This window comes from Streptomyces sp. NPDC028928 (assembly GCF_055564915.1).
Genome location: NZ_JBVHVI010000019.1, coordinates 120,351 through 143,181 on the forward strand (window position 1 = coordinate 120,351; position 22,831 = coordinate 143,181).

Here is a 22,831-nt window from a genome sequence, read left to right on the forward strand (position 1 = left end):
GGGCCGCTCCCCGCTATCCCGCACGTCATGTCGCCGTAACCATTGATTCAGGCAGGCTTGCGACGCTCGGCCAATGAAGCCCGCCGTGCCAGAGCCTTCGCCGCCCCCCGAGGGGCCCGCGGGGAACGGGGCCGTGACGCTCCCGCCCGCACGTTCCGACGCGCCTGTGTCGCCCCTGGCGCGGAAGAATGGGTTCATGAGCCAGCAAGACACCCAGGCAGAGGTACAGCACCCGCAGCCCTCCGTGGGCTCCATCGCCGCGCACCGCCAGCACGCCGTGGCCGCCGTGGTCTCCGACCTGGAACCCGATCTCGACGCGGGTCTCGACACCTACGAGGAGGCGCAGACCGAGGGCACCCCCCTGCCCCAGGGCCGGTTCCTGGACCGGGAGCGCAGCTGGCTCGCCTTCAACGAGCGGGTCCTGGAGCTGGCCGAGGACCCCAACACGCCCCTGCTGGAACGCGCGAACTTCCTCGCGATCTTCGCCAGCAACCTGGACGAGTTCTTCATGGTCCGGGTGGCCGGCCTGAAGCGCCGTATCGCCACCGGGGTGGCGACGAGGTCCGCCTCCGGCCTCCAGCCGCGCGAGGTCCTGGAGATGATCTGGGCCCGCTCCCGCGAGCTGATGGCCCGGCACGCCGCCTGCTACCACGAGGACGTCGCCCCCGCGCTCGCGGACGAGGGCATCCACCTGGTCCGCTGGTCCGAGCTGACCGAGAAGGAGCAGGCCCGCCTCTTCACGCTCTTCCGGCACCAGATCTTCCCGGTCCTCACGCCGCTGGCCGTCGACCCCGCGCACCCCTTCCCGTACATCTCCGGCCTCTCCCTCAACCTGGCCGTCGTCGTACGCAACCCGGTCAGCGGGCACAAGCACTTCGCGCGCGTGAAGGTGCCGCCGCTGCTGTCCCGCTTCCTGGAGGCCTCCCCGGGCCGCTACGTCCCCATCGAGGACGTCATCGCCGCCCCGAACCACCTGGAAGAGCTGTTCCCGGGCATGGAGATCCTGGAGCACCACGCCTTCCGGATCACCCGCAACGAGGACCTGGAGGTCGAGGAGGACGACGCCGAGAACCTCCTCCAGGCCCTGGAGAAGGAACTCATGCGGCGCCGCTTCGGCCCGCCGGTGCGCCTGGAGGTCGAGGAGTCCATCGACCGCGAGGTGCTGGACCTGCTGGTCCGCGAGCTGAAGATCTCCGAGGCCGAGGTCTACCCGCTCCCGGGCCCCCTGGACCTCACCGGCCTCTTCCGCATCCACAGCCTCGACCGGCCTGAGCTGAAGTACCCGAAGTTCGTCGCCGGCACCCACCGCGACCTCGCCGAGGTCGAGTCGGCGTCCCCGCCCGACATCTTCGCGGCCCTGCGCGCCCGGGACGTCCTCCTGCACCACCCGTACGACTCCTTCTCCACCTCGGTGCAGGCCTTCCTGGAGCAGGCGGCGGCCGACCCCGACGTCCTCGCCATCAAGCAGACCCTGTACCGCACCTCCGGCGACTCCCCGATAGTCGACGCGCTCATCGACGCCGCCGAGTCCGGCAAGCAGGTCCTCGTCCTCGTGGAGATCAAGGCCCGCTTCGACGAGCACGCCAACATCAAGTGGGCGCGCAAGCTGGAGGAGGCCGGCTGCCACGTCGTCTACGGCCTGGTCGGCCTGAAGACGCACTGCAAGCTGTCCCTGGTGGTCCGCCAGGAGGGCGAGACCCTGCGCCGCTACAGCCACGTCGGCACCGGCAACTACCACCCGAAGACAGCCCGCCTCTACGAGGACCTCGGCCTGCTGACGGCCGACCCGCAGGTCGGCGCGGACCTCTCGGACCTCTTCAACCGTCTCTCCGGCTACTCCCGCCGGGAGACGTACCGCCGCCTGCTGGTGGCCCCCAAGTCCCTGCGCGACGGCCTCATCTCCCGCATCCACAAGGAGATCCAGCACCACCGCGCGGGCCGCCCGGCCTTCATCCGGATCAAGGTCAACTCGATCGTGGACGAGGCGCTCATCGACGCCCTCTACCGCGCCTCCCAGGCGGGCGTGCCGGTCGACGTGTGGGTGCGCGGCATCTGCGCGATACGCCCCGGCGTCACGGGCCTGTCGGAGAACATCCGGGTCCGCTCGATCCTCGGCCGCTTCCTCGAACACTCCCGGGTGTTCGCCTTCGGCAACGGCGGCGAGCCCGAGGTGTGGATCGGCAGCGCCGACATGATGCACCGCAACCTCGACCGCCGGATAGAGGCCCTCGTCCGGGTCGTCGACCCCGGCCACCGCGCGGCCCTCAACCGGCTGCTCGACACCGGCATGTCCGACACCACCGCCTCCTGGCACCTCGGCCCGGACGGTGAGTGGACGCGGCAAGCGACCGACACGGACGGCCAACCCCTGCGCAACGTCCAGGAGATGCTCATAGACGCCCGGAGGCGCCGGCGTGGCACAGCAACACCTTGACCCGACGGACTCCACGGCCGAGGTGGCGACGGGTGACGCCCTCGCGGGCTACCTGCGCGCCCAGGCCACGGAGTTCCTCCGCGCGCTGCGGGCGCACCGGGAGACGGGCGGTGGTACGGCGAACGGCGCGGAGGAGTCCGTCGACGCGGCCCGCCTCCTGCGCCGCTCGGCCCGCCGCATCAGCGGCAGCCTGCACACCTTCCGCTCCCTGCTCGACACCGACTGGTCGGAGGAGATGCGCCCGGAACTGGCGTGGCTGTCGGGCACGCTGGGCCTGGAGCACGCGTACGAGGCGCGGCTGGAACGGCTGTTGCTGGCGCTGCACCGGTTGTCGGGGGCGGCGGTTCTGCCCGCACAAGCAGTGGACGTCGCCGTGGCCGCGGGCAGTCGTGCCGCCGGTGCGGTGCCCGCCCCGGTGGGAGCGGCAGGGGGAAACCCCCGCGGACCGGCCGGCGCGACGGCGGCTTCGGAGCGCGGCAGCCTCACCGTCGGGGCGGCGAAGGCCGGCGCCCTGCTCGAACGCCAGCTCACCCTGGCCCGGACCAGGGCCCACTCCACCGCGCTCCAGGCCCTCGGCTCCTCCCGCTTCCACGCCGTCGCGGACAAGGTCGCCTTACTGGCCAGCGAGGTCCCCCTGACCCCCACCGCCCCCACCACCGACCTGCGCCCCCTCGCCGCCGCGGCCGAGGACCGCCTCACGGACGCCGTCGCCGCGCTCCCCCTGGTCACCGCGGGCCACCCCTACAACGCCGAGGCCCTGGTCCACGGCCTGTCCCCGGACCTCTCCCCGCACCCCCAGGACGGCCCCTGGCACCAGGTCCGCCTGCTGCTGCGCCTGCACCGGTACGCCCGCGAGGTGCTGCACGGCGGCAACGCCCCGGTGGACGTACGGCTGCTGTCGGCGGGCCAGGCCCTGAACCGGCACCGGGACGCCTCGGAGGCGGCCGCGGCGGCGGCACAGGCGGCCCGCACCCCGCGGATCACCCCGGCGACGGCGTACGCCCTCGGCGTGCTCCACGCCGACCAGCGGCACGAGGTCGAGGCGGCCCGGTTCGCCTTCCAGCAGGCCTGGCAGAAGCAGACCGTGGGCGCGCCCTGAACCACGAGGAGGCGGCGTGAACGACACCGTGGTCCATGCGGCCGGCTGCGTGCTCTGGCGCCGCTCCCCCGCGGGCGGCGTCGAGCTGGCCCTGGTCTACAGGCCGAAGTGGTCCGACTGGTCCTGGCCGAAGGGCAAGCTCAAGAAGGGCGAGTCGGCCCGCGCGGCGGCCCTGCGCGAAGTACGGGAGGAGACCGGCCACATCTGCCGGCTCGGCCCGGACCTGCCGACGCTCCGCTACGTCGACCGCGCGGGCCGGCGGAAGGAAGTCAGGTACTGGACCGCGGAGTCGGCCGGCGGGGCGTTCGTCCCCAACGACGAGGTGACCGAGCTTCTCTGGCTGCCCCCGGCCGAGGCCCACGGCCGCCTGACCCACGAACTGGACAGAGAACTCGTCCCCGCCGCACTCACGGCCATCGAGGCGGGCCGGCACGGGGCCCGAGCCGCCCCCGAAGGCCCGCCGTGTGGCTCCTAGACAGCCGCCGCGTGGCTCTCCGCGTCCGTGCGGGCCTGGCTGCGGGCGCGACGGGCGGGGCCGCGCCAGCCGCAGGTGCAGCGGGCCACGCAGAAGCGGCCCTGCTCGGTCGTCGTCGTCAGATGTTCCTGTCCGGACCGGGCGCGCTCCGGCCCGTCCTCCGGTACCGCGGTGACTGCCACGCCGACAACTTACCCAGCCGCGATCAAAGGGTTGGTCTGGATCCCCGGCGCACCGGCGGCGCGTGACGGCGCCCCCTACCCGTCGTTAACCGGACCGGGGGCCCGTGACGGACACACCGGCTGGGGGTAGGCAGGCGATGGATCGGCGGCAGCACAGGCGCGCGGGCAGGACGGTCGCCGCGGTGGGCATCCTCATCGGCCTCGGCACGGGAGCCACGGGCTGCGGCGGCAGCGGGGCCGCCGCCGAGGACGTCAAGGGCGCGGGCGACCCCGTAGGCGCCCTGCACCGGGCCGCGGACGCGCTGCGCGCCGCCGGCACCTCCAAGGCCGGCACCTCGATGGAGATGGCCACCGGCGGCACCCGGGTCACCATCCGCGGCAAGGGGGTCTACGACTACCGGCACCGCCTCGGCCGGCTCACCGTGATGCTCCCCGAGGACCCCACGGGCGCCTCCGAACACCGGCCCATCACCGAACTCCTCGCCCCGGGCGCCCTGTACATGAAGAACCGGGGCGCGGGCGTGCCCGCCGACAAGTGGGTGCGGGTGGAGACCGCGACACTGTCCGACGGAAATCTGGTCACCGGCGGCGCGACCGACCCGTACGCGGCGGCCGAGGTGCTGCGCGGCACGCGGGAGGCGACCTTCGTCGGCCGGACCGTGCTCGCCGGCACGCCCGTACGGCACTACCGCGGCACCGCCGACCTGAGCCGCGCGGCCCGCTACGCCGCCCCCGGCGACCGGGCGGCCCTGGCCGCCGCGGCGAAAGGGTTCGCCACGGCCGCGGTCCCGTTCGACGCCTACCTGGACGACCAGGGCCGCCTCCGCAAGCTGCGGCAGCGGTTCAGCTTCGTCAACGGCCGCCAGAAGGCCACCGTCGCGGTCGCCTCGACCCTGCTGCTGTACGACTTCGGCATCCCCGTCGACGTACGGCTGCCGGCCCCGGCGGACATCTACGCGGGCCGGATCGCCGAGGACGGCGGGGCCGGCGGCGGGGCCTGAAACCGGCCAGTCACTAGTCCGGGACGCCACCCCGTAAGTAGCCCGTCCGTGCCATGCGCGGTGTGTAGACCCCTGCCTACTCTAGGGAGCGGTGACGGCAGAGAAGAGGTGAGGCGGGTGGCTCCGGTCGGCGGCACGGCGGTTCAGGACCACGTGGCCCTCGCCGAGATCGAGCTGTGCGGAGAGCTGATCATCGCGGCCTCCGCCGCCGAGGACCGGCTCAGCCTGGAAAGCATCGACGAGGTGCTGCGCGTGGCGGAAGAGCGAAAACAAGCCTGACGCCGGCCGGGCGGCTCAGCTGCGCAGCAGCCGGCCGATCGCCTTCGTGGCCTCCTCCACCTTCGCGTCGATCTCGTCGCCGCCCTTGACGGCCGCGTCCGCGACACAGTGCCGCAGGTGCTCCTCCAGCAGCTGCAGCGCGAAGGACTGCAGGGCCTTGGTCGAGGCCGAGACCTGGGTGAGTATGTCGATGCAGTACGTGTCCTCGTCCACCATCCGCTGCAGGCCGCGGATCTGCCCCTCGATCCGGCGCAGCCGCTTGAGGTGCTCGTCCTTCTGCTTGTGGTAGCCGTGCGTGGCGCCGGCCTCGGTCGTCGTCGTCATCGCGGGCCTCCGTCTGGGGACGAGCTGTGGACACTGGACCACTGGGGCCATGGGGGACACCCAGCGGGATACATACCCCTAGTGGGTATATCGTAACGAACTTTCCGGGGTAGGGGGCCCTTCGTACGCCCCCGTGCTGACCACTCTGCCCGATGGGCGACACTGGGATGCGGCCCATTAGCCGTGGCCGGATGATGCGCCTAGCATCAGCCTGACCGAAACCGAAGCACCCCGAGGACCCCACGTGCGCTTTCGTCTGACCCCCAGGGAGACGAGCTTCTACGACATGTTCGCCGCGTCCGCGGACAACATCGTCACCGGCTCCAAACTCCTGATGGAACTGCTCGGGGCGGACTCCTCCGCCCGGGCCGAGATCGCAGAGCGTATGCGGGCCGCGGAACACGCAGGTGACGACGCCACGCACGCGATCTTCCACCAGCTGAACTCCTCGTTCATCACGCCGTTCGACCGCGAGGACATCTACGCCCTCGCCGGTTCCCTGGACGACATCATGGACTTCATGGAGGAGGCCGTCGACCTCGTCGTCCTCTACAACGTCGAGGAACTGCCGAAGGGCGTCGAGCAGCAGATCGAGGTCCTGGCCCGGGCGGCCGAGCTGACGGCGGAGGCCATGCCGAACCTCCGCACCATGGACAACCTCACCGAGTACTGGATCGAGGTGAACCGCCTCGAGAACCAGGCGGACCAGATCCACCGCAAGCTGCTCGCCCACCTCTTCAACGGCAAGTACGACGCGATCGAGGTGCTGAAGCTCAAGCAGATCGTGGACGTCCTGGAAGAAGCGGCGGACGCTTTCGAGCACGTGGCGAACACGGTGGAGACCATCGCCGTCAAGGAGTCCTGAGGCGTCGATGGACACCTTCGCCCTGGTCGCGACCATCGCGGTCGCGCTCTTCTTCACGTACACGAACGGCTTCCACGACTCGGCGAACGCGATCGCGACGTCGGTGTCGACGCGCGCGCTGACCCCGCGGGCGGCGCTCGCCATGGCCGCGGTGATGAACCTGGCCGGTGCCTTCCTGGGCTCCGGGGTCGCCAAGACGGTCAGCGAGGGTCTGATCGAGACCCCGTCCGGCTCGACGGGCATGGGCATCCTCTTCGCGGCCCTGGTCGGCGCGATCACCTGGAACCTGGTCACCTGGTACTTCGGCCTGCCGTCCTCCTCCTCGCACGCCCTGTTCGGCGGCATGGTGGGCGCGGCGCTGGCCGGCGGTACCAAGGTGCTCTGGGACGGCGTGGTCGAGAAGGTCGTCATCCCGATGTTCCTGTCGCCGGTGGTCGGCCTGATCATCGGCTACCTGGTCATGACGGCGATCCTGTGGATCTTCCGCCGGTCCAACCCGCACAAGGCCAAGCGCGGCTTCCGCATCGCCCAGACCGTCTCGGCGGCCGGCATGGCCCTGGGCCACGGTCTCCAGGACGCCCAGAAGACCATGGGTGTCGTGGTGATGGCGCTGGTGATTTCCGGCCACGAGACGTACGGCGACCCGATCCCGGTCTGGGTGAAGATCGTCTGCGCCGTGATGCTGTCCCTCGGCACGTACGCGGGCGGCTGGCGCATCATGCGCACCCTCGGCCGCAAGATCATCGAACTCGATCCCCCGCAGGGCTTCGCCGCGGAGACCACGGGCGCGTCGATCATGTTCACCACGGCCTTCCTCTTCAAGGCCCCCATCTCCACGACCCACGTCATCACCTCCGCCATCATGGGCGTCGGCGCCACCAAGCGCGTCAACGCGGTCCGCTGGGGCGTGGCCAAGAACATCGTCCTCGGCTGGTTCATCACCATGCCGGCAGCGGCCCTGGTAGCGGCCCTGTCCTTCGGCGTGGTCAAACTGGTGGCCCTGTAACCCCCGAAGCCCCCTCGCCCCCGACCCCGCCCGCCCCACAGCCGGCGGGGTCACTCTTTTTCCGGTCACTCAAGCCCCGGAAGCAAACCCGATTCCCCCAGGCCGGCCCTCATGCCCCGGATCGAACCCGATTCCCCCAAGCCGGCCCTCATGCCCCGGATCGAACCCGATTCCCCCAAGCCGGCCCTCCCCCCACCCGAGCCAACCCACCCCGGGCCACTCGGCCACCCGAGCCAACCCACCCCGGGCCACTCGGCCACCCCAGCCGAACCCGACCCCCACACCCCCAGCCCTCCAGGCGACCGAGCCGAGCCCACCCCGTTCGCCCGCCCTCCAGCCGACCGAGTCGGGTGGGTGGGTGGGCAGGACATGGGGACGAGGGGCGAAGCCCCGAAGACCCCCGGTGCCGAAGCCGAACGCAGTGGACCCGCCCCCGGGAGCCAGGGGCGGGTCCTTTGCGTCCTCGCGGTGGCACCGCCATGCAGCACCGCGAGGGGTCTGTGCCGTCCGGCCTAGCCGAAGCGCCCGGAGATGTAGTCCTCCGTGGCCTGGACGGACGGGTTGGAGAAGATCCGCTCGGTGTCGTCGATCTCGATCAGCCGGCCGGGCTGCCCGACGGCCGCCAGGTTGAAGAACGCCGTACGGTCGGAGACGCGCGCCGCCTGCTGCATGTTGTGCGTCACGATGACGATCGTGAACCGCTCCTTCAGCTCACCGATCAGGTCCTCGATGGCGAGCGTGGAGATCGGGTCCAGGGCCGAGCACGGCTCGTCCATGAGCAGGACCTTCGGCTCGACCGCTATCGCCCGCGCGATGCACAGACGCTGCTGCTGACCACCGGAGAGCCCGGAGCCCGGCTTGTTCAGACGGTCCTTGACCTCGTTCCAGAGGTTCGCGCCCTTCAGCGACTTCTCGACGATGTCGTTGAGTTCCGCCTTCTTGTAGTTGCCGTTCAGGCGCAGGCCCGCCGCGACGTTCTCGAAGATCGACATCGTGGGGAACGGGTTCGGACGCTGGAAGACCATGCCCACCTCACGGCGGACGGAGACCGGGTCGACCCCGGCGCCGTACAGGTCCTCGTCGTCCAGCATCACCTTGCCCTCGACGCGGCCACCGGGCGTGACCTCGTGCATCCGGTTCAGCGTGCGCAGGAACGTCGACTTGCCGCATCCGGACGGCCCGATGAACGCCGTCACCGAGCGCGGCTCGACGGTCATCGAGATGTCCTCGATCGCCTTGTGGGAGCCGTAGTAGGCGGTCAGTCCGCTTACGTCGATTCGCTTGGCCATGTCGTCTACTTCACTTCCAGAAAGTTCAGGCTCGGTCGCTGGGTGGCCGCGCTCAGCGACCGGTCTTCGGGGCCTTCCAGCGGGCGATCCCGCGGGCCACGAGGTTGAGGATCATCACGAAGGCGATCAGCGTGAGGGACGCCGCCCACGCGCGGTCGTACGCCGCTCCGGAGCCCGCGCTGTTGGCGAACTGCTGGTAGATGTACAGCGGCAGCGACGCCTGCGCGCCCTCGAAGGGGTTGTTGTTGATGAACGGGTTGCCGAACACCAGCAGCAGCACCGGCGCGGTCTCGCCGGCGATACGGGCGACCGCCAGCATGATGCCGGTGGTGATGCCGCCGATGGAGGTCGGCAGGACCACCTTCAGGATGGTGCGCCACTTCGGCACACCGAGCGCCAGTGACGCCTCGCGCAGCTCGTTAGGGACGAGCTTGAGCATCTCCTCGGTGGACCGCACGACGACCGGCATCATCAGGATGGCCAGGGCCAGCGAACCGGCGAAGCCGAACGGCTGCATCTTGAAGATGAGCATCAGCGACAGGATGAACAGGCCGGCGACGATCGACGGGATGCCCGTCATGACGTCGACGAAGAACGTCACCGCCTTGGCGAGCCGGCCGCGGCCGTACTCGACCAGGTAGATCGCGGTGAGCACGCCGATCGGGGCGCCGATGAGGGTGGCGAGGCCGACCTGCTCCAGGCTGCCGATGATGGCGTGGTAGATGCCGCCGCCGGGCTCGGTGTCGGCGACGACACCCATCGAGTGGGTCAGGAAGTAGACGTCGAGGACCTTCACACCGCGGGCGACGGTGACCCAGATCAGGGAGACCAGCGGGACCACGGCGAGCAGGAAGGCGACCCAGACGAGGCTGGTGGCGACGCGGTCCTTCGCCTGGCGGCGGCCTTCGACGCGGGCGGCGATGCCGTACGTGCCGAGGACGAACAGGACGGCGGCGATCAGGCCCCACTGGATCTTGCTGTCCAGGCCGGCGGCCGCGCTGATGCCGATGCCCAGGGCGAGGGAGCCCGCGGCGATCGCCCACGGCGTCCACTTGGGCAGGCTGGCGGCCCGCAGCGTGCTGGGGCGCTTGTCGGTGACAAGTGCGGTGCTCATGCGTTGGCCCCCGAGTACTCCGCGCGACGGGCGATGATCAGCCGGGCCGCGCCGTTGACCAGCAGGGTGATGACGAACAGGACCAGACCGGAGGCGATGAGCGCGTCCCGGCCGAACTCGTTCGCCTCGCTGAACTTGCCGGCGATGTTCTGGGCGAAGGTGCCGCCGCCCGGGTTGAGCAGGCTGGCCTGGATGTCGAAGGACGGGGAGAGGACCGTGGCGACGGCCATCGTCTCGCCGAGGGCGCGGCCGAGGCCGAGCATGGACGCGGAGATCACGCCGGAGCGGCCGAAGGGCAGCACGGACATGCGGACGACCTCCCAGCGCGTGGCGCCGAGGGCCAGGGCCGCCTCCTCGTGCATCTGCGGGACCTGGCGGAAGACCTCGCGGCTCACGTTGGTGATGATCGGCAGGATCATGATCGCGAGCAGGATGCCCACGGTGAGCATCGAGCGGGGCGCGCCCTCGTCCCAGGAGAAGACGCCGGTCCAGCCGAAGAAGTCGTTCAGCCAGCCGAACATGCCGTTCATGTTCGGCACGAGGACGAGCGCGCCCCACAGGCCGTAGACGATGGACGGCACGGCGGCGAGCAGGTCGATCACGTAGGCGACCGGGCCGGACATGCGGCGCGGTGCATAGTGCGTGATGAACAGGGCGATGGCGACCGCGACCGGGACCGCGATGACCATGGCGATGACCGAGGAGACGATCGTGCCGAAGACCAGGACCGCGATACCGAACTTCGGTTCGAGGACGTTGGTGTTCCACTCGAAGGTGGTCAGGAAGTTCGCGTGGTCCTTGCTGATCGCGAGGGCGGCGCGGTAGGTGAGGAAGACCGCGATCGCGGCCATGACCGCCAGCAGCAGGATGCCGGAGCCGCGGGACAGGCCCAGGAAGATGCGGTCGCCGGGGCGGGTGGCACCACGGGCCGCGCGCTTCTGCTCGGCGACCTTGGGCTGGGAGGCGGGGGGAGGTACGTCGGTTGTCGTCGATATGTCCATCGGGTTCTCCGGTCTGCGGAGCCGTGCCCCCGGTCGGGGATCCGGCTCATGGCGGCGGTGCACCGGACGGTGCGGCCCGGCCCTGTCGGGTACCGGGCCGCACTCTCGGATCAGGTCAGCTCAGGCCCTCGATGGTGGTGCGGACTTTGGCGATGATCTCGTCGGGCACCGGCGCGTAGCCGATGCTCGGGAGGATCTTCTGGCCGTCCTCGCCGGCGATGTAGCGCAGGAAGGCCTTGGTGGCGGGCAGGGTGTCGGACTTGTTGCCCTTGTCGCAGACGATCTCGTAGGTGACCAGGGTGATCGGGTAGGCACCCTCGGCCTTGGTCTTGTAGTCCAGCTGGAGGGACAGGTCCTTGCCGGTGCCGACGACCTTCGCGGCGGCGATGTCGGCGGTGGCGCTCTCGGAGCTGGGCGCGACCGGCTTGCTGGCACCGGTGTTGATGGAGACGGCCTTGATGCCGTCCTTGACGTAGGACAGCTCGAAGTAGCCGATGGCGCCGGAGGTCTGCTTGACCTGCTGGGCCACGCCCGCGGACTGCGGAGCGGACTGGCCGCCCTTGGCCTGCCAGGCCTTGCCGCCGGAGTACTTCCAGTTGTCCGGGGTGGTGGCGATCAGGTACTTGGTGAAGTTGTCCGTGGTGCCGGACTCGTCGGAGCGGTGGAACGCCTGGATCTTCAGGTCGGGCAGCTTGGCGCCCTTGTTGAGCGCGGCGATCGCCGGGTCGTTCCACTTGGTGATCTTGCTGTCGAAGATCTTGGCGAGCGTCGGGGCGTCCAGGACCAGGTTGTCCACGCCCGGGACGTTGTAGCCGAGGGCGATCGGGCCGCCGACCATCGGCAGGTCGATGCCCTGGCCGCCGTTGCAGACCTTCTTGGAGGCGGTGACCTCTTCGGGCTTCAGCGCGGAGTCGGAACCGGCGAAGGCGACCTGGCCCTGCGTGAACGCGGTGACACCGGCGCCGGAGCCGCTGCCCTTGTAGTTGATCTGCACGCCACAGGCCTGGGAGAAGGCCTTGACCCAGGCGTCGATCGCGTTCTTCTGCGCGGAGGAGCCGTCTGCGAGCAGCTGACCCTTGGCGTCGTCGCACTTGACGGAGCCGGCGTTGGCGGACGTCGACGGGTTGCCCGACTCCTTGCCGCCGTTGTCGTCGGAGCCGCACGCCGTCAGGGCCAGGGCACCGGATACGGCGACAGCACCGAGGGAGAGGGCGCGCAGCCGGTTCTTGCGCTGAAGCTTCACTTTCGGGAGTTCCTTCCAGGAGCCGCCGCTGTCGGCGGCGCGCGAGGTCATAGAGGTGCCTGTGCGTCGTGCATGGCCGCACTCGGCACCCGGTACGGCCGAAATTAGGCAGAACAGGTGAAGCCGCCGATGGCCGGAAGTGAACGGGGAGTGAACCCCTGCCGTCGGCCCGGTGAGGTCACGGAATGCTCACGGGGAGAGCACATGGAGGTTCCGACGACCGGGTTGCAGGAACGTGTCTCCGGCGTTCTTCACCCGTTCGGGGGAACCCCGTGCCGCGGCACGTCGTCTCGTTCCAGGAGAGCCGAGGAAAGGCGACGGGACATGGAACGGCGTACGTTCATCTCGGGCGGCGCGGCCGCCCTGGCGACGACCGCACTGACCGCGTGCGGTGCGGGCGGAGGCACGTCCGCCCCCGCGGCGCACAGCGGTACGCCGTCGCGCTCCTCCTCGCTCACGGCCCTGAAGAACACCAGCGCGAGCGCCGCCGCGAACTGGGCGGCCCTCGCCCGGGACCTGGACGGCACCCTGGTGCGGCCCGGGGACGCGTCCTGGAAGACCGCCCACCAGCTGTACAACACCCGCTTCGACGGACTGAAACCGGCCGCGGTGGCCTATGTGGCGCACACCTCCGACATCCGTACGACGCTGGCGTACGCCCACGCGCACCGCATCAAGGTCTCCATACGCAACGGCGGCCACTCCTACGCCGGCTACTCCTCCGGCGACAACCGGCTGATCCTCGACGTGTCCAGGCTGAACCGGGTCCGGGCCAGCGGCGGCCAGGCCGTCGTGGGCGCCGGCGCCAAGCTGATCGACGTCTACCGCGCGCTGGCCGCGAAGGGCGTGACCATCCCCGCCGGCTCCTGCCCCACCGTCGGTGTCTCCGGCCTGGTGCTCGGCGGCGGCCACGGCGTCGCCTCCCGCGCCTACGGCCTGACCTGCGACAGCCTCACCCAGGCCACCCTGATCACCGCGGACGGCACCCAGGTCACCGCCGACGCCACCCACCACTCCGACCTCTTCTGGGCGCTGCGCGGCGCCGGCAACGGAAACTTCGGCGTCGTCACCGAGCTGCACTTCAAGACCCACACGGCACCGCAGGCGGTCACCGCGTACCTGACCTGGCCGTGGTCCAAGGCCGCCAAGGTGCTCAAGGCCTGGCAGGAGTGGGGTCCGAGCCAGCCCGACGAGATCTGGTCGTCCCTGCACCTGTCCTGCTCACCGGGCCGCACCCCGGCCGTCTCCGTGGCCTGCTTCTCCCTCGGCACCTACGGCGAGTTGCAGAACGCCGTGGACCGCCTGGCCCACCTGGCCGGCGCGAACGCCTCCTCGGTCACCCTGCGCCGCCGGGGCTACGAGGAGGCCATGGAGATCTACGCCGGCTGCTCCTCCTTCTCCACCGACGCCCAGTGCCATCTGCCCGGCTCCACCCCGGGCCGCTCCCCGCAGGGCAGGCTGGGCCGCGAGACGTACGCGGCCCGCTCCGACTTCTTCGACCGCTCGCTGTCGGCGGCCGGCATCCAGACCGTGCTGAAGCAGATCACCGCGGTGCGGGGCGGCGGGGGCAGCATCGCCTTCACCGCGCTCGGCGGCGCCGTCAACCGGGTCTCCCCGACCGCGACGGCCTTCGTCCACCGCCGCTCGCGGATGCTGGCCCAGTACATCGCCTCCTGGGGCGCGGGCTCCTCCGGCGGCACGGCCCAGACCTGGCTGACCTCGGCCCACAACGCGATGAAGCCGTACGCCTCGGGCGCCGCCTACCAGAACTACACCGACCCGACGCTGAAGGACTGGAAGAAGGCCTACTACGGCGACGCGGCGGCCCGGCTGGCCAAGGTGAAGAAGAGCTACGACCCGCAGCGCTTCTTCTCCTACGCGCAGGGGCTGTAGCCGTCAGCAGGCGTCGCCCACTCCGGGGCCGGTGGTCGGGAAGCCCGTGCCGTCGGCCTCGTGCCTTCGTCGTACGCGGGACGGACGAGGTACGGGCCCGCGGGCGGCACGTGGATGGCCCACCGGGTGCCACTCGCCGACCGGGTTCCAGCCATCCGTGCCGTTGATGTCGTACGGCGTGCCCGCGGGTTTCCGTACGGCTAGGCCGCCAGGTCCCGCTCCTCGCTCTCCAGGGCCTTCCGGGCGCTGGGCAGCAGGGTGTTGTCCCCGCCGTTCTCCGCCGCCGGGCGGCGCCGCACGAGCCGGCCCAGCCGCGGTGAGCGCTCCACGGCCCGCACCAGCGGGGTGAGCAGGGCCGTGGCCGGCGGGGACAGCAGCAGGACGACCGCGGTGCCGAGCGCGAAGCCGCCGACGACGTCCGTCGGGTAGTGCACGCCCATGTAGACCCGGCAGAAGCCCTCCAGCAGGGCCAGGCCGATGCCGGCGAGGCCGAAGCGGCGGTTGGCGACGAAGAGCCCCACGCCGAGCGCCATCGTGATCGTCGCGTGGTCGCTGACGAAGGAGAAGTCGCTCTTGCCGGAGACGAGGACGTCCAGGCCCTGGTGGTCCACGAACGGGCGGGGGCGCTCCACGAAACCCCGTATCGGGACGTTCACGAGGACGGCGAGGCCGGCCGCGAGCGGTGCCCACACCAGCGCGGCCACCGAGGACGCCGCGTCCTCCCCGCCCCGGCGCCGCACCGACCACCAGCACCCCAGGACGAGCAGCACCATGGCGAGCAGCAGGCCGTACTCGCCGACGAACTCCATGACCCGGTCGAACCAGTGCGGTGCGTCCTTGGCCAGGCCGTTGATGTCGTAGAGCAGGTCGACGTCGGGGTTCGATCCGGAATCGGCGAGTACAGCCATGGTGCTGCGGCCCCTTCGTCGTCTACCGGACGCACCTCGTGTGCGCCGCTCCTGCCCCCGTGTTGCGTAGATCCGCTTCCGCTGTACTGCCGCCCTGCCCGCACTGACGTCCGCTCGGCTACGTCAACAGGAACGCACGGCCCCCGTCTATACGTTCCACTCTCCACGGAATGATCACGCAGACGTTATCGAAGAGAGACTCATCACCGCAGCTCAGGGGGTGGGGTCACGCTCGGTTCACACCCTCGTGGGGAGCGCTTTTGCGCCATCTTCGGTGACCCGGGTCGCGCCGAAGTAGTCGGGGGTGTCGATCGGGTCGAAGCGGATCACGGCGCCCGTGCGCGGGGCGTCGATCATGTAGCCGCCGCCCACGTAGATGCCCACGTGCCGGATGGCCCGCGAGTCGGTGAGGTCGTCGGAGAAGAACACCAGGTCGCCCGGGAGCAGCTCGTCCCGCGAGGGGTGCGGCCCGGCGTTGTACTGGTCGTTGGCCACGCGCGGCAGGCTGATCCCGACCTTCTCGTACGCGGCCTTGGTCAGGCCCGAGCAGTCGAACCGACCGCCCTGCTCGGCGGTGCCCTCGCCGCCCCACAGATAGGGCGTGCCGAGCCGGCTCTGTGCGAAGGCGATGGCGCCGGCGGCCTGCCGGGTGGGGTCGATCCGGGTGACCGGCGCGGCGAAGCTCTTCTCCAGGCTGCGGATCCGCTTGACGTAGTTCTGCGTCTCGCTGATCGCCGGCACCCCGCCCGCCCGGATGACCCGGTAGGCGCCCGCGTTGTAGGCGGCGAGCATGTTGTCGGACACGTTGCCCGGAACGTCCTTGACGTACTTGGCCAGTTCGCAGTCGTACGAAGCCGCCGACGGAATCGCGTCGTCCGGGTCCCAGATGTCCCGCTTGCCGTCACCGTCGCCGTCGATCCCGTGCGTCGCCCACGTGCTCGGGATGAACTGCGCGATACCGCGCGCGTCGGCCGGACTGACGACGGTCGGGTTCCACCCGCTCTCCTGGTACAGCTGGGCGGCGAGCAGCGCGGGACTGAGCGCCGGGCACAGGTTCCCCCACTTCTGCACCAGCGACTTGTAAGCAGCCGGCACAGCACCCTTCGCCAGGCCCCGGCTCCCCGCGGTCACCCCGCCCAGCAGATTCCCGGCCACGAGATACACGCCGATGACGAGCAGCATGACGAACCCCATGCCGAGCGCGACGGCCGCCCCACCGATCACCCATACCTTCCGCACGGTTCAACTTTCCCCCATACCGGGCGGGTACAAGAACTCTTTCGCGTGATGTGGCGTCATTTCACGGTGAAGCCCGCGCACATGATGCTGGGGTAGTCGCCGGGCGTGCGGATGTGGTGCCACTGCACGGTCCAGTCCCCCGGGTCGTTGGCGAGCGGCACGGCCGGGTGCGGCTTGCCCCGCACCCACTGCCGGAAGTCGTCCGGGTAGGTGACGTACTTCCAGTCGTCGTTCTCGGCACCGCCGTAGAGGTCGAGGGGCTTGCTGGTGTAGCCCGAACTGGCGTTGGCCGTCAGGATCCCGGCGACGGGCTTGCCGGTGTCGGGATCGATGTCGTGCGGGGGTTTGACGCTCACCGTCACGTAGTACGGCTTCTCCGTCCCGGAGGCGTACTTGTCGCGGAATCCGATCCTCACCTTGTGGTCGAGCGTGAGGACCGCGCTGTGCTCGTCCGGGGCGTCGGGGTCTTCGATCGCCATCATGAAGCCGTCGGAGCCGCGCTCCTCCGCAGGAACCTGGCACTGTCCCCTGGCCGCGTCGAACAGCGCCCGGTCGATCTTCATTTCCGCGTGGGCCGGGGCGCCCTTCCCGCCCGCCGCAGGGGAAGCCGTGCTCGCGGGGCCCGACGGCGCCTGCGCCTTCGGCCCGCTCCGCGCGAGGCCCTTGCCGTCGTCCCGCTGAGCGAGCACCACCACCGTGGCGGCCGTGATGCCCACCACGAGCCCCGCGGCCAAGGCCACCGGCCAGAGTCGTCCCCGGGCCCGGCCCGGCCGCCGCACCGCCTGCGTGGGCACGTAGCCGGGCCCGCCGTGGGGTGCGGGGCCCAGCGTGGGCAGATCGTGAGGGCCGGGCACCCGCGGCCGGGCGGCCTGCGGGGCGTGGGCCGCCTGCGGTGTCCGCGAGGCTCGCGGTGCCGACAGGGCCTGCGGTGTGGCTGGGGCGGGGGGTGTTCGCGGCCTCGGCGGTGTTTCCGGTGTCTGCGGTGTCTGCGGTGTCTGCGGTGTCTGCGGCAGCGCCTCGCCCAGGGCGGCCAGGCCGGCGTAGAACGGGTCCTCCACCAGCGCCGTCCGCACCCCGCAGCGCGCGATCACCTCGGCGAGCCCCGGCCGGGCGGCGGGGTCCTTGGCCACGCACGCCTCGATCAGCGCGGCCAGCTCCGGCGCCACGCCGGCCACGTCGACGGGCTCGTGCACGGCACGGTAGCTGACCCCGTTCGGGTCCCCGCTGCCGAAGGGGGCCCGGCCGGTCGCCGCGTAGGCGAGGGTGGCGCCGAGCGCGAAGACGTCCGCCGGCGGCCCGACCTCGTTGCGCAGCAGCACCTCCGGGGCGGTGTAACCGGGCGTGCCGGGCGCGAACCCGGCGTCGGTGAGCGCGGTGTGGTCCGCGCCGCGGGCGATGCCGAAGTCGATGAGCTGCGGTCCCTGCGCGGCGAGGATGACGTTCTGCGGCTTGAGGTCCCGGTGGGTGACGCCGTGCGCGTGCACGGCGGCGAGCCCTTCGGCGAGCGCGGCGCACAGCGCGCGGCAGGTCTCGGCGGGCAGCGGGCCGCGCTGCGCGACGGCGCCGGCGAGGGTGGGCCCGGCGACGTACTCCGTGGCCAGCCAGTAGGGCGCCGCGTCCAGCGAGGCGTCGATCAGGTTGGCCGTGTACGCGCTCCGGACCGTCCTGGCGGTCTCGACCTCGCGCCGGAAGCGGGCCAGCGCCTCGGGGTGGTCGGTGATCTCGTCGCGGATCACCTTGATGGCGACGAGCCGGCCCCCCGGCGAACGGCCGAGATAGACCTGCCCCATGCCGCCCGCGCCGAGCCGGGCGAGCAAGGTGTGGGTGCCTATGCGCGCGGGGTCCTGAGGCTTGAGTGCGTCCACGGGGCAGACACTGCCACAAGATCAAACGCGCGTCCCGCCCCTGAGGCGGGGTCAGGAGCCTTGGGCGGCCCGCGCGTACAGGTCCGCGGCCTCGCTGCCCAGCACCACGCTGTAGGACGTGTCGGCCGTCGTGCCGCCCTGGTCGTGGCCGCCGAGGACGCCGACGATCTGGTGGTCGCCGTTGACCCAGGGGCTGCCGCTGGTGCCGCTGGTGAAGTCGGGGCAGTCGATGCGCTGTTGGGTGGGGCTGTGCGGGGTCGGCTTGTTGGTGCAGAAGACGGGGACCTGACGGGAGTCGGGGTAGCCGGTGACGGTGACGGCGGTGGCTCCGGTGGCCGTCCCGGTCGCGAACCGGTTGGCGCCGACCACGTCCTCCAGCCGCCTGCCGTGCAGTTCGGTGACGGCGGCGAAGGCGAGGTCGCTGTCCTCGTCCCGGCCGTCCGCCCACCCCTGGGGCAGGAAGCGCCTCGTCACCTTCCACGCCCCGTACGGCGCCTTCCCGTTCCGGTAGCCCGGCACGAACACCAGGTCACCGCCGGCGTCGTCCACGCAGTGCGCCGCGGTGACGATCAGGTCGCCGCGCGGGCTGTGCACCACGGATGCCGTGCAGAAGTGGTCACCGGCCGGCCGGCCCGCCCGGTCCGCGCCGAACAGCGCGCCCACCCGTACGCTCTGCCGGGTCGGGGCGGCGTCCGCGGTCACCCCGAGGGGCCCGGGCCCGTCGTCGGCGGCGGCCACGGAAGCCGAGGTCAGCGCGAGCAACACCACGACGCCGAGTACCTGGGGCCGTGAGGTGACCGAGTTCCGGGAGATGCGCTTCATCAGTACTCACTGTTGCCCGCGCAGGTGAGAAAACCGCTGAGACTTCCCTGAGATTTTCCTGTGAACCCGGCGCGGAAGCGGACCGGCGCGCTCAGAAGGTCGTCGTCCCGCCGTCCACCGCGATCGTCTGCCCGGTGATGCAGGAGGCCGCAGCCGGCGTGTCCGCCCCGGGTCCGCGGCGCGTTCCGCGTCGGCCTCGGTGGCGAGGATGCCCGGCGCCGCCGAGTCGACGGTCGTACCGCCGGGGCCGGGGTCCGCCGCCGGCGCCCGGGTCAGCCCGTCAAGCCCGCCTTGGCGGTGGCGGAGCCGACGTCCCCGGTTCGGCCGAGCCGGCCGGCCACCGGGGAGACGCTGATGGCGCGGCCCGCGACCCCCCGCCCGGCCGGCCCGTACCGCTCGCGGTGGCCGGCGTTGTCGACGGTCACCGTACCGTCGCCGTGAGCGGCCACTCCACGCCCGTCAGCTCCTCCGACAACGTCCACAGCCGCCGGGCCGCCGCCGGATCGCTCGCCGCCGCGCTGCGGCCGACCAGGGTCGGGGCGCCGCGCATCTCGGCGGGGCCGTCCGGGCCGACGTAGGCCGCGCCGGGCAGGTCCTGGGTGGCCGCGTAGAGCGTGGGCAGGGCGCCGGCCTGGTCGTCCTGGGCGAGGAACCTGTTGCCGACCTGCATGACCATCCGCGCGACGGGGTTCGCGCTGTGGCTCTGGAGGTTGGTGGCCGCCCAGCCGGGATGGGCCGCCAGGGCCCGTACGGCGGATCCGGCCGCGGTCAGGCGCCGCTGGAGTTCCAGGGTGAAGAGGAGGTTGGCCAGCTTGGACTGGGCGTAGGCGCGGGTGGGGCTGTAGTTCCCGCGCAGGTTCACGTCCTCGAAGTGGATCATCTTGTCGCCCATGCGGTGCGCGCTGGACGCCACGGTGACCACCCGGTCGGTCACCCGGGGCAGCAGCAGGTTGGTCAGCGCGAAGTGCCCGAGGTGGTTGGTGCCGAACTGCATCTCGAAGCCCTGCTTGGTGCGCTGCTCCGGCAGCATCATCACGCCCGCGTTGTTGATCAGCAGATCCAGCGGGCGGTCCCAGCCGGCGGCGAACTCCCGCACCGAGTCGAGATCCGCCAGGTCCAGCCGGCGCACCTCGGTACTGCCGCCCACCCGCGCCGCGGCGGCGCCGCCCCGGGCGAGGTCCCGTACCGCGAGGACCACGTGTGCCCCGGCTCCGGCCAGCGCCCGGGCCGCGGCGAAGCCGATGCCGCTGTTGGCGCCGGTGATCACGGCCGTACGGCCGGTCAGGTCGGGGAGGTGGGTCGCGTTCCACTTGCCGCGCTTGCCGCGCGTCACGGTCGTATCAGCCATACCCCCAATGTAGGCAGCGCCAACAATGCTGTCAATGACAACAAAGATGACGTCGTCAACATGGCGATACGATGATGCGCATGCCCGCGTCGCCCGCCAGCCGCCCCTACCACCACGGAGATTTGCGCGCCGCCCTGCTCAGGAGCGCCGAACGCACTCTGCGCGAGAAGGGGGTCGGCGCGCTCTCGCTGCGCGAACTGGCCCGGGACACCGGCGTCAGCCACGCCGCCCCGGGCCGACACTTCAAGGACAAGCAGGCCCTGCTCGACGCGCTCGCGCTGGACGGATACGAGCGCCTCAACCAGGACCTGGCCACCGCCGACGCGCACCCGGACCGCCCCCTGGAGCAGCGGATGGCGGCCCTCGCCCGCGCCTACCTGGGCTTCGCCGTCGAGAACCCCGCCCTCCTGGAGCTGATGTTCGCGCGCAAGCACGACCCCGACCGGACCGCCCAGCTGGCGGCGGCCGTCGACCGCTCCCTCGGCTCCTTCACCCGGCTGGTCGCGGACGCCCAGGACCGGGGCGAGATCGTCCAGGGCGACCCCGAGCGCATCACCCTGGTCGCCGCCGCGAGCCTGCACGGCCTCGCCGCGCTGATCGCCGGCTGCGCGCTGGACGCGGAGGAGGCCCTGGCCGGCCTGGACGAGCACGTCCACCTGCTGCTGCACGGCCTGCGCCCGCGCTGAGCCGCCCCAAGGGGCCGCCGGCCGCACCGCCCTGTGCGCTCCCCGTGCGCTCCCTGTGCGCCAGGTCAAGCACCGCCCAGCACCGGGCCATCCCCCGGCCATCGCCCGGTAAGCCCGGAACCCGCCTCAGTAACGCGGAAGTCAGGATTCCGAAAGCCTCTTGTTGTCGCGTACCCAACAAGCGATCGTCGTCGCGGGCCGCCGCCCCCGCCGGTCACCTCCGGCGGACCCCCACACCCGCAGGCCTCTGTCCACCACTTCCAGGAGGCTCCACCGTGCGCACGACCGCACCCAACTCTCCCCACACCTCCGGCAGATGGCGCCGGATCGGCTCAGCTGCCGCGGCCACCGCCGCGCTCCTGTTCGCCGGTCTGGGCACCGCGGCCCACGCGAACGCCGCCACCCCCGCCACGCCCACACCGGCCAAGGTGACCTGGGCCGCCACCCCCTGCGCCACCCCCAAGCACCGGGGCGAACTGGCCTGCGACTCCTTCCGCGTCACCGGCGGCGTCACCGCCTTCGAGAAGGCCCGGGCACAGCGGACCGGCACCACCGCCCGGGTCACCCCCGAGGCCGCCGCGGCCGGCCCCACCGGTTACGGCCCCTCCGACCTCCAGGACGCCTACGGCCTCACCTCCGCCGCCGCCGCGAACGGCTCCGGCGAGACCATCGCCATCGTCGACGCCTACGACGACCCCAACGCCGAGGCCGACCTGGCCAAGTACCGCTCGTACTACGGCCTCCCCGCCTGCACCTCCGCGAGCGGCTGCTTCAAGAAGGTCGGCCAGACCGGCTCCACCACCTCCCTGCCCACCGCCGACAGCGGCTGGGCCGAGGAGGAGTCCCTGGACCTGGACATGGCCTCCGCCGTCTGCCCGAACTGCCACATCCTGCTGGTCGAGGCCAAGTCCGCGAGCATGACCAACCTCGGCACCGCGGTGAACGAGGCCGTCAGACTCGGCGCGAAGTACGTCTCCAACAGCTACGGCGGCTCCGAGTCCTCCTCCGACGCGACGTACGACTCCTCGTACTTCAACCACCCCGGCGTCGCCCTCACCGTCTCCGCCGGCGACGAGGGCTACGGCGCCGAGTACCCGGCCGCCTCCAAGTACGTCACCGCGGTCGGCGGCACGGCCCTGAAGACCTCCTCCACCACCCGCGGCTGGACCGAAACGGTCTGGAACACCAGCTCCACCGAGGGCACCGGCTCCGGCTGCTCCTCCTACGACGCCAAGCCCACCTGGCAGACCGACACCGGCTGCGCCAAGCGCACGATTTCGGACGTCTCCGCCGTGGCCGACCCCGCGACCGGAGTCTCCGTCTACGACTCCTACGGCGTCACCGCCGGCTGGTACACCTTCGGCGGCACCAGCGCCTCCGCCCCGATCATCGCCGGCGTCTACGCCCTGGCCGGCACCCCGTCCAGCGGCAGCTACCCGGCCGAGTTCCCGTACGCGGCCGCCGGCACCTCCGCCCTGAACGACGTCACCAGCGGCAGCAACGGCAACTGCTCCACCAGCTACCTCTGCACGGCCAGGTCGGGCTACGACGGCCCGACCGGCTGGGGAACCCCGCAGGGCACGGACGCCTTCACCGGCTGACACCAGCCCCCTCCGCCCCTGACGGGCCACGGCACCCGGCCGTGGCCCGTTTCCGCATCCCCCCGTGAGAACATCGACGCGACGCTTCACCCGACCGGCCGTCAGAAACCGTGCCAGGTCGTAAAAGGGGTCAACGACAGAACCACACGACAGGTTC

Annotated in this window: 22 protein-coding genes; 10 read left to right on the plus strand and 12 right to left on the minus strand. The window is 71.4% G+C overall.

Annotated elements, in window-relative coordinates; genetic code table 11:
• Positions 1-73 precede the first annotated feature (73 nt).
• The 3 genes from ACZ4U1_RS35585 to ACZ4U1_RS35595 are packed head-to-tail and all read left to right on the plus strand — an operon-like array spanning position 74 to position 4,008.
• Positions 74-2,434, plus strand: a complete 2,361-nt coding sequence (locus ACZ4U1_RS35585; RefSeq protein WP_467908302.1) for an RNA degradosome polyphosphate kinase — start codon at positions 74-76, stop codon at positions 2,432-2,434.
• The gene (locus ACZ4U1_RS35590; RefSeq protein WP_467908303.1) at positions 2,415-3,533 is read left to right on the plus strand and encodes a CHAD domain-containing protein; all 1,119 of its coding nucleotides are present in this window, start codon (positions 2,415-2,417) and stop codon (positions 3,531-3,533) included. Before ACZ4U1_RS35585 ends, ACZ4U1_RS35590 begins: the two co-directional genes overlap by 20 nt.
• Before the next feature lie 16 nt (positions 3,534-3,549).
• Positions 3,550-4,008: an NUDIX hydrolase gene (locus tag ACZ4U1_RS35595; RefSeq protein WP_467908304.1), complete on the plus strand. Its 459-nt coding sequence runs from the start codon at positions 3,550-3,552 to the stop codon at positions 4,006-4,008.
• Here the strand turns inward: ACZ4U1_RS35595 and ACZ4U1_RS35600 are convergent.
• The gene (locus tag ACZ4U1_RS35600; protein ID WP_467908330.1) at positions 4,005-4,190 is read right to left on the minus strand and encodes a hypothetical protein; all 186 of its coding nucleotides are present in this window, start codon (positions 4,188-4,190) and stop codon (positions 4,005-4,007) included. The two genes, ACZ4U1_RS35595 and ACZ4U1_RS35600, sit on opposite strands and share 4 nt — an antisense overlap.
• Before the next feature lie 137 nt (positions 4,191-4,327).
• Between ACZ4U1_RS35600 and ACZ4U1_RS35605 the strand changes: the two genes are divergently transcribed.
• A complete protein-coding gene (locus tag ACZ4U1_RS35605; protein ID WP_467908305.1) occupies positions 4,328-5,191 on the plus strand; it encodes an SCO4651 family lipoprotein in 864 nt (287 codons plus the stop codon).
• A gap of 117 nt (positions 5,192-5,308) precedes the next feature.
• Positions 5,309-5,470 carry a hypothetical protein gene (locus ACZ4U1_RS35610; RefSeq protein WP_467908306.1) on the plus strand — a complete coding sequence of 54 codons (162 nt, stop codon included), beginning with the start codon at positions 5,309-5,311 and terminating at the stop codon, positions 5,468-5,470.
• A gap of 15 nt (positions 5,471-5,485) precedes the next feature.
• On the opposite strand, the gene ACZ4U1_RS35615 is transcribed toward ACZ4U1_RS35610, so the two are convergent.
• Positions 5,486-5,794, minus strand: a complete 309-nt coding sequence (locus tag ACZ4U1_RS35615) for a metal-sensitive transcriptional regulator (protein ID WP_189303277.1) — start codon at positions 5,792-5,794, stop codon at positions 5,486-5,488.
• A 244-nt stretch (positions 5,795-6,038) separates the two neighbouring features.
• On the opposite strand from ACZ4U1_RS35615, the gene ACZ4U1_RS35620 reads away from it, so the two are divergent.
• Positions 6,039-6,659 carry a DUF47 domain-containing protein gene (locus ACZ4U1_RS35620; protein WP_015493282.1) on the plus strand — a complete coding sequence of 207 codons (621 nt, stop codon included), beginning with the start codon at positions 6,039-6,041 and terminating at the stop codon, positions 6,657-6,659.
• Positions 6,660-6,666: 7 nt separating this feature from the next.
• The gene (locus ACZ4U1_RS35625; RefSeq protein WP_467908307.1) at positions 6,667-7,665 is read left to right on the plus strand and encodes an inorganic phosphate transporter; all 999 of its coding nucleotides are present in this window, start codon (positions 6,667-6,669) and stop codon (positions 7,663-7,665) included.
• Between the two features lie 512 nt (positions 7,666-8,177).
• On the opposite strand, the gene pstB is transcribed toward ACZ4U1_RS35625, so the two are convergent.
• From pstB to pstS, 4 genes are all read right to left on the minus strand, one after another.
• Positions 8,178-8,954 (minus strand): phosphate ABC transporter ATP-binding protein PstB, encoded by a 777-nt coding sequence (pstB, locus tag ACZ4U1_RS35630; protein ID WP_467908308.1) that lies wholly within the window; start codon positions 8,952-8,954, stop codon positions 8,178-8,180.
• 52 nt (positions 8,955-9,006) lie between these two features.
• Positions 9,007-10,068: a phosphate ABC transporter permease PstA gene (gene pstA / locus ACZ4U1_RS35635; RefSeq protein WP_467908309.1), complete on the minus strand. Its 1,062-nt coding sequence runs from the start codon at positions 10,066-10,068 to the stop codon at positions 9,007-9,009.
• On the minus strand, positions 10,065-11,069 hold the full coding sequence (gene pstC, locus ACZ4U1_RS35640) for a phosphate ABC transporter permease subunit PstC (RefSeq protein ID WP_467908310.1): 1,005 nt from the start codon (positions 11,067-11,069) through the stop codon (positions 10,065-10,067). Before pstC ends, pstA begins: the two co-directional genes overlap by 4 nt.
• Before the next feature lie 115 nt (positions 11,070-11,184).
• On the minus strand, positions 11,185-12,312 hold the full coding sequence (pstS, locus tag ACZ4U1_RS35645; RefSeq protein ID WP_467908329.1) for a phosphate ABC transporter substrate-binding protein PstS: 1,128 nt from the start codon (positions 12,310-12,312) through the stop codon (positions 11,185-11,187).
• Between the two features lie 324 nt (positions 12,313-12,636).
• On the opposite strand from pstS, the gene ACZ4U1_RS35650 reads away from it, so the two are divergent.
• Positions 12,637-14,205: an FAD-binding oxidoreductase gene (locus ACZ4U1_RS35650; RefSeq protein ID WP_467908311.1), complete on the plus strand. Its 1,569-nt coding sequence runs from the start codon at positions 12,637-12,639 to the stop codon at positions 14,203-14,205.
• 200 nt (positions 14,206-14,405) lie between these two features.
• Here the strand turns inward: ACZ4U1_RS35650 and ACZ4U1_RS35655 are convergent, their stop codons facing one another.
• The 6 genes from ACZ4U1_RS35655 to ACZ4U1_RS35680 all read right to left on the minus strand — a co-directional run bounded on the left by ACZ4U1_RS35655 (position 14,406) and on the right by ACZ4U1_RS35680 (position 20,387).
• Entirely contained in the window at positions 14,406-15,113 is a 708-nt protein-coding gene (locus ACZ4U1_RS35655; RefSeq protein WP_467908312.1) for a phosphatase PAP2 family protein, read from the minus strand.
• A 237-nt stretch (positions 15,114-15,350) separates the two neighbouring features.
• Entirely contained in the window at positions 15,351-16,352 is a 1,002-nt protein-coding gene (locus tag ACZ4U1_RS35660; protein WP_467908313.1) for a C40 family peptidase, read from the minus strand.
• Positions 16,353-16,408: 56 nt separating this feature from the next.
• Positions 16,409-18,217: a serine/threonine-protein kinase gene (locus ACZ4U1_RS35665; protein ID WP_467908314.1), complete on the minus strand. Its 1,809-nt coding sequence runs from the start codon at positions 18,215-18,217 to the stop codon at positions 16,409-16,411.
• A 51-nt stretch (positions 18,218-18,268) separates the two neighbouring features.
• The gene (locus ACZ4U1_RS35670) at positions 18,269-19,039 is read right to left on the minus strand and encodes a trypsin-like serine peptidase (RefSeq protein WP_467908315.1); all 771 of its coding nucleotides are present in this window, start codon (positions 19,037-19,039) and stop codon (positions 18,269-18,271) included.
• Between the two features lie 272 nt (positions 19,040-19,311).
• The gene (locus ACZ4U1_RS35675) at positions 19,312-19,464 is read right to left on the minus strand and encodes a hypothetical protein (RefSeq protein ID WP_467908316.1); all 153 of its coding nucleotides are present in this window, start codon (positions 19,462-19,464) and stop codon (positions 19,312-19,314) included.
• Positions 19,461-20,387, minus strand: a complete 927-nt coding sequence (locus tag ACZ4U1_RS35680; RefSeq protein WP_467908317.1) for an oxidoreductase — start codon at positions 20,385-20,387, stop codon at positions 19,461-19,463. The genes ACZ4U1_RS35675 and ACZ4U1_RS35680 overlap by 4 nt, the downstream gene beginning before the upstream one ends.
• Positions 20,388-20,467: 80 nt before the next feature.
• On the opposite strand from ACZ4U1_RS35680, the gene ACZ4U1_RS35685 reads away from it, so the two are divergent.
• Positions 20,468-21,073 carry a TetR/AcrR family transcriptional regulator gene (locus ACZ4U1_RS35685; protein WP_467908318.1) on the plus strand — a complete coding sequence of 202 codons (606 nt, stop codon included), beginning with the start codon at positions 20,468-20,470 and terminating at the stop codon, positions 21,071-21,073.
• Positions 21,074-21,348: 275 nt separating this feature from the next.
• Positions 21,349-22,674, plus strand: coding sequence for a S53 family peptidase (locus ACZ4U1_RS35690; protein ID WP_467908319.1), 1,326 nt, complete (start codon positions 21,349-21,351; stop codon positions 22,672-22,674).
• Positions 22,675-22,831: the final 157 nt, after the last annotated feature.

What these genes read in the sequence shown, in the direction of transcription:
- ACZ4U1_RS35605 (WP_467908305.1), top strand. Translation starts at nt 4,328, where the DNA reads ATGGATCGGCGGCAGCACAGGCGCGCGGGCAGGACGGTCGCCGCGGTG.
- ACZ4U1_RS35625 (WP_467908307.1), top strand. Translation starts at nt 6,667, where the DNA reads ATGGACACCTTCGCCCTGGTCGCGACCATCGCGGTCGCGCTCTTCTTC.
- pstB (WP_467908308.1), bottom strand. Translation starts at nt 8,954, where the DNA reads ATGGCCAAGCGAATCGACGTAAGCGGACTGACCGCCTACTACGGCTCC.
- pstC (WP_467908310.1), bottom strand. Translation starts at nt 11,069, where the DNA reads ATGGACATATCGACGACAACCGACGTACCTCCCCCCGCCTCCCAGCCC.
- ACZ4U1_RS35655 (WP_467908312.1), bottom strand. Translation starts at nt 15,113, where the DNA reads ATGGCTGTACTCGCCGATTCCGGATCGAACCCCGACGTCGACCTGCTC.
- ACZ4U1_RS35685 (WP_467908318.1), top strand. Translation starts at nt 20,468, where the DNA reads ATGCCCGCGTCGCCCGCCAGCCGCCCCTACCACCACGGAGATTTGCGC.
- ACZ4U1_RS35670 (WP_467908315.1), bottom strand. Translation starts at nt 19,039, where the DNA reads ATGAAGCGCATCTCCCGGAACTCGGTCACCTCACGGCCCCAGGTACTC.
- ACZ4U1_RS35650 (WP_467908311.1), top strand. Translation starts at nt 12,637, where the DNA reads ATGGAACGGCGTACGTTCATCTCGGGCGGCGCGGCCGCCCTGGCGACG.
- ACZ4U1_RS35615 (WP_189303277.1), bottom strand. Translation starts at nt 5,794, where the DNA reads ATGACGACGACGACCGAGGCCGGCGCCACGCACGGCTACCACAAGCAG.
- ACZ4U1_RS35680 (WP_467908317.1), bottom strand. Translation starts at nt 20,387, where the DNA reads ATGGCTGATACGACCGTGACGCGCGGCAAGCGCGGCAAGTGGAACGCG.
- pstA (WP_467908309.1), bottom strand. Translation starts at nt 10,068, where the DNA reads ATGAGCACCGCACTTGTCACCGACAAGCGCCCCAGCACGCTGCGGGCC.
- ACZ4U1_RS35585 (WP_467908302.1), top strand. Translation starts at nt 74, where the DNA reads ATGAAGCCCGCCGTGCCAGAGCCTTCGCCGCCCCCCGAGGGGCCCGCG.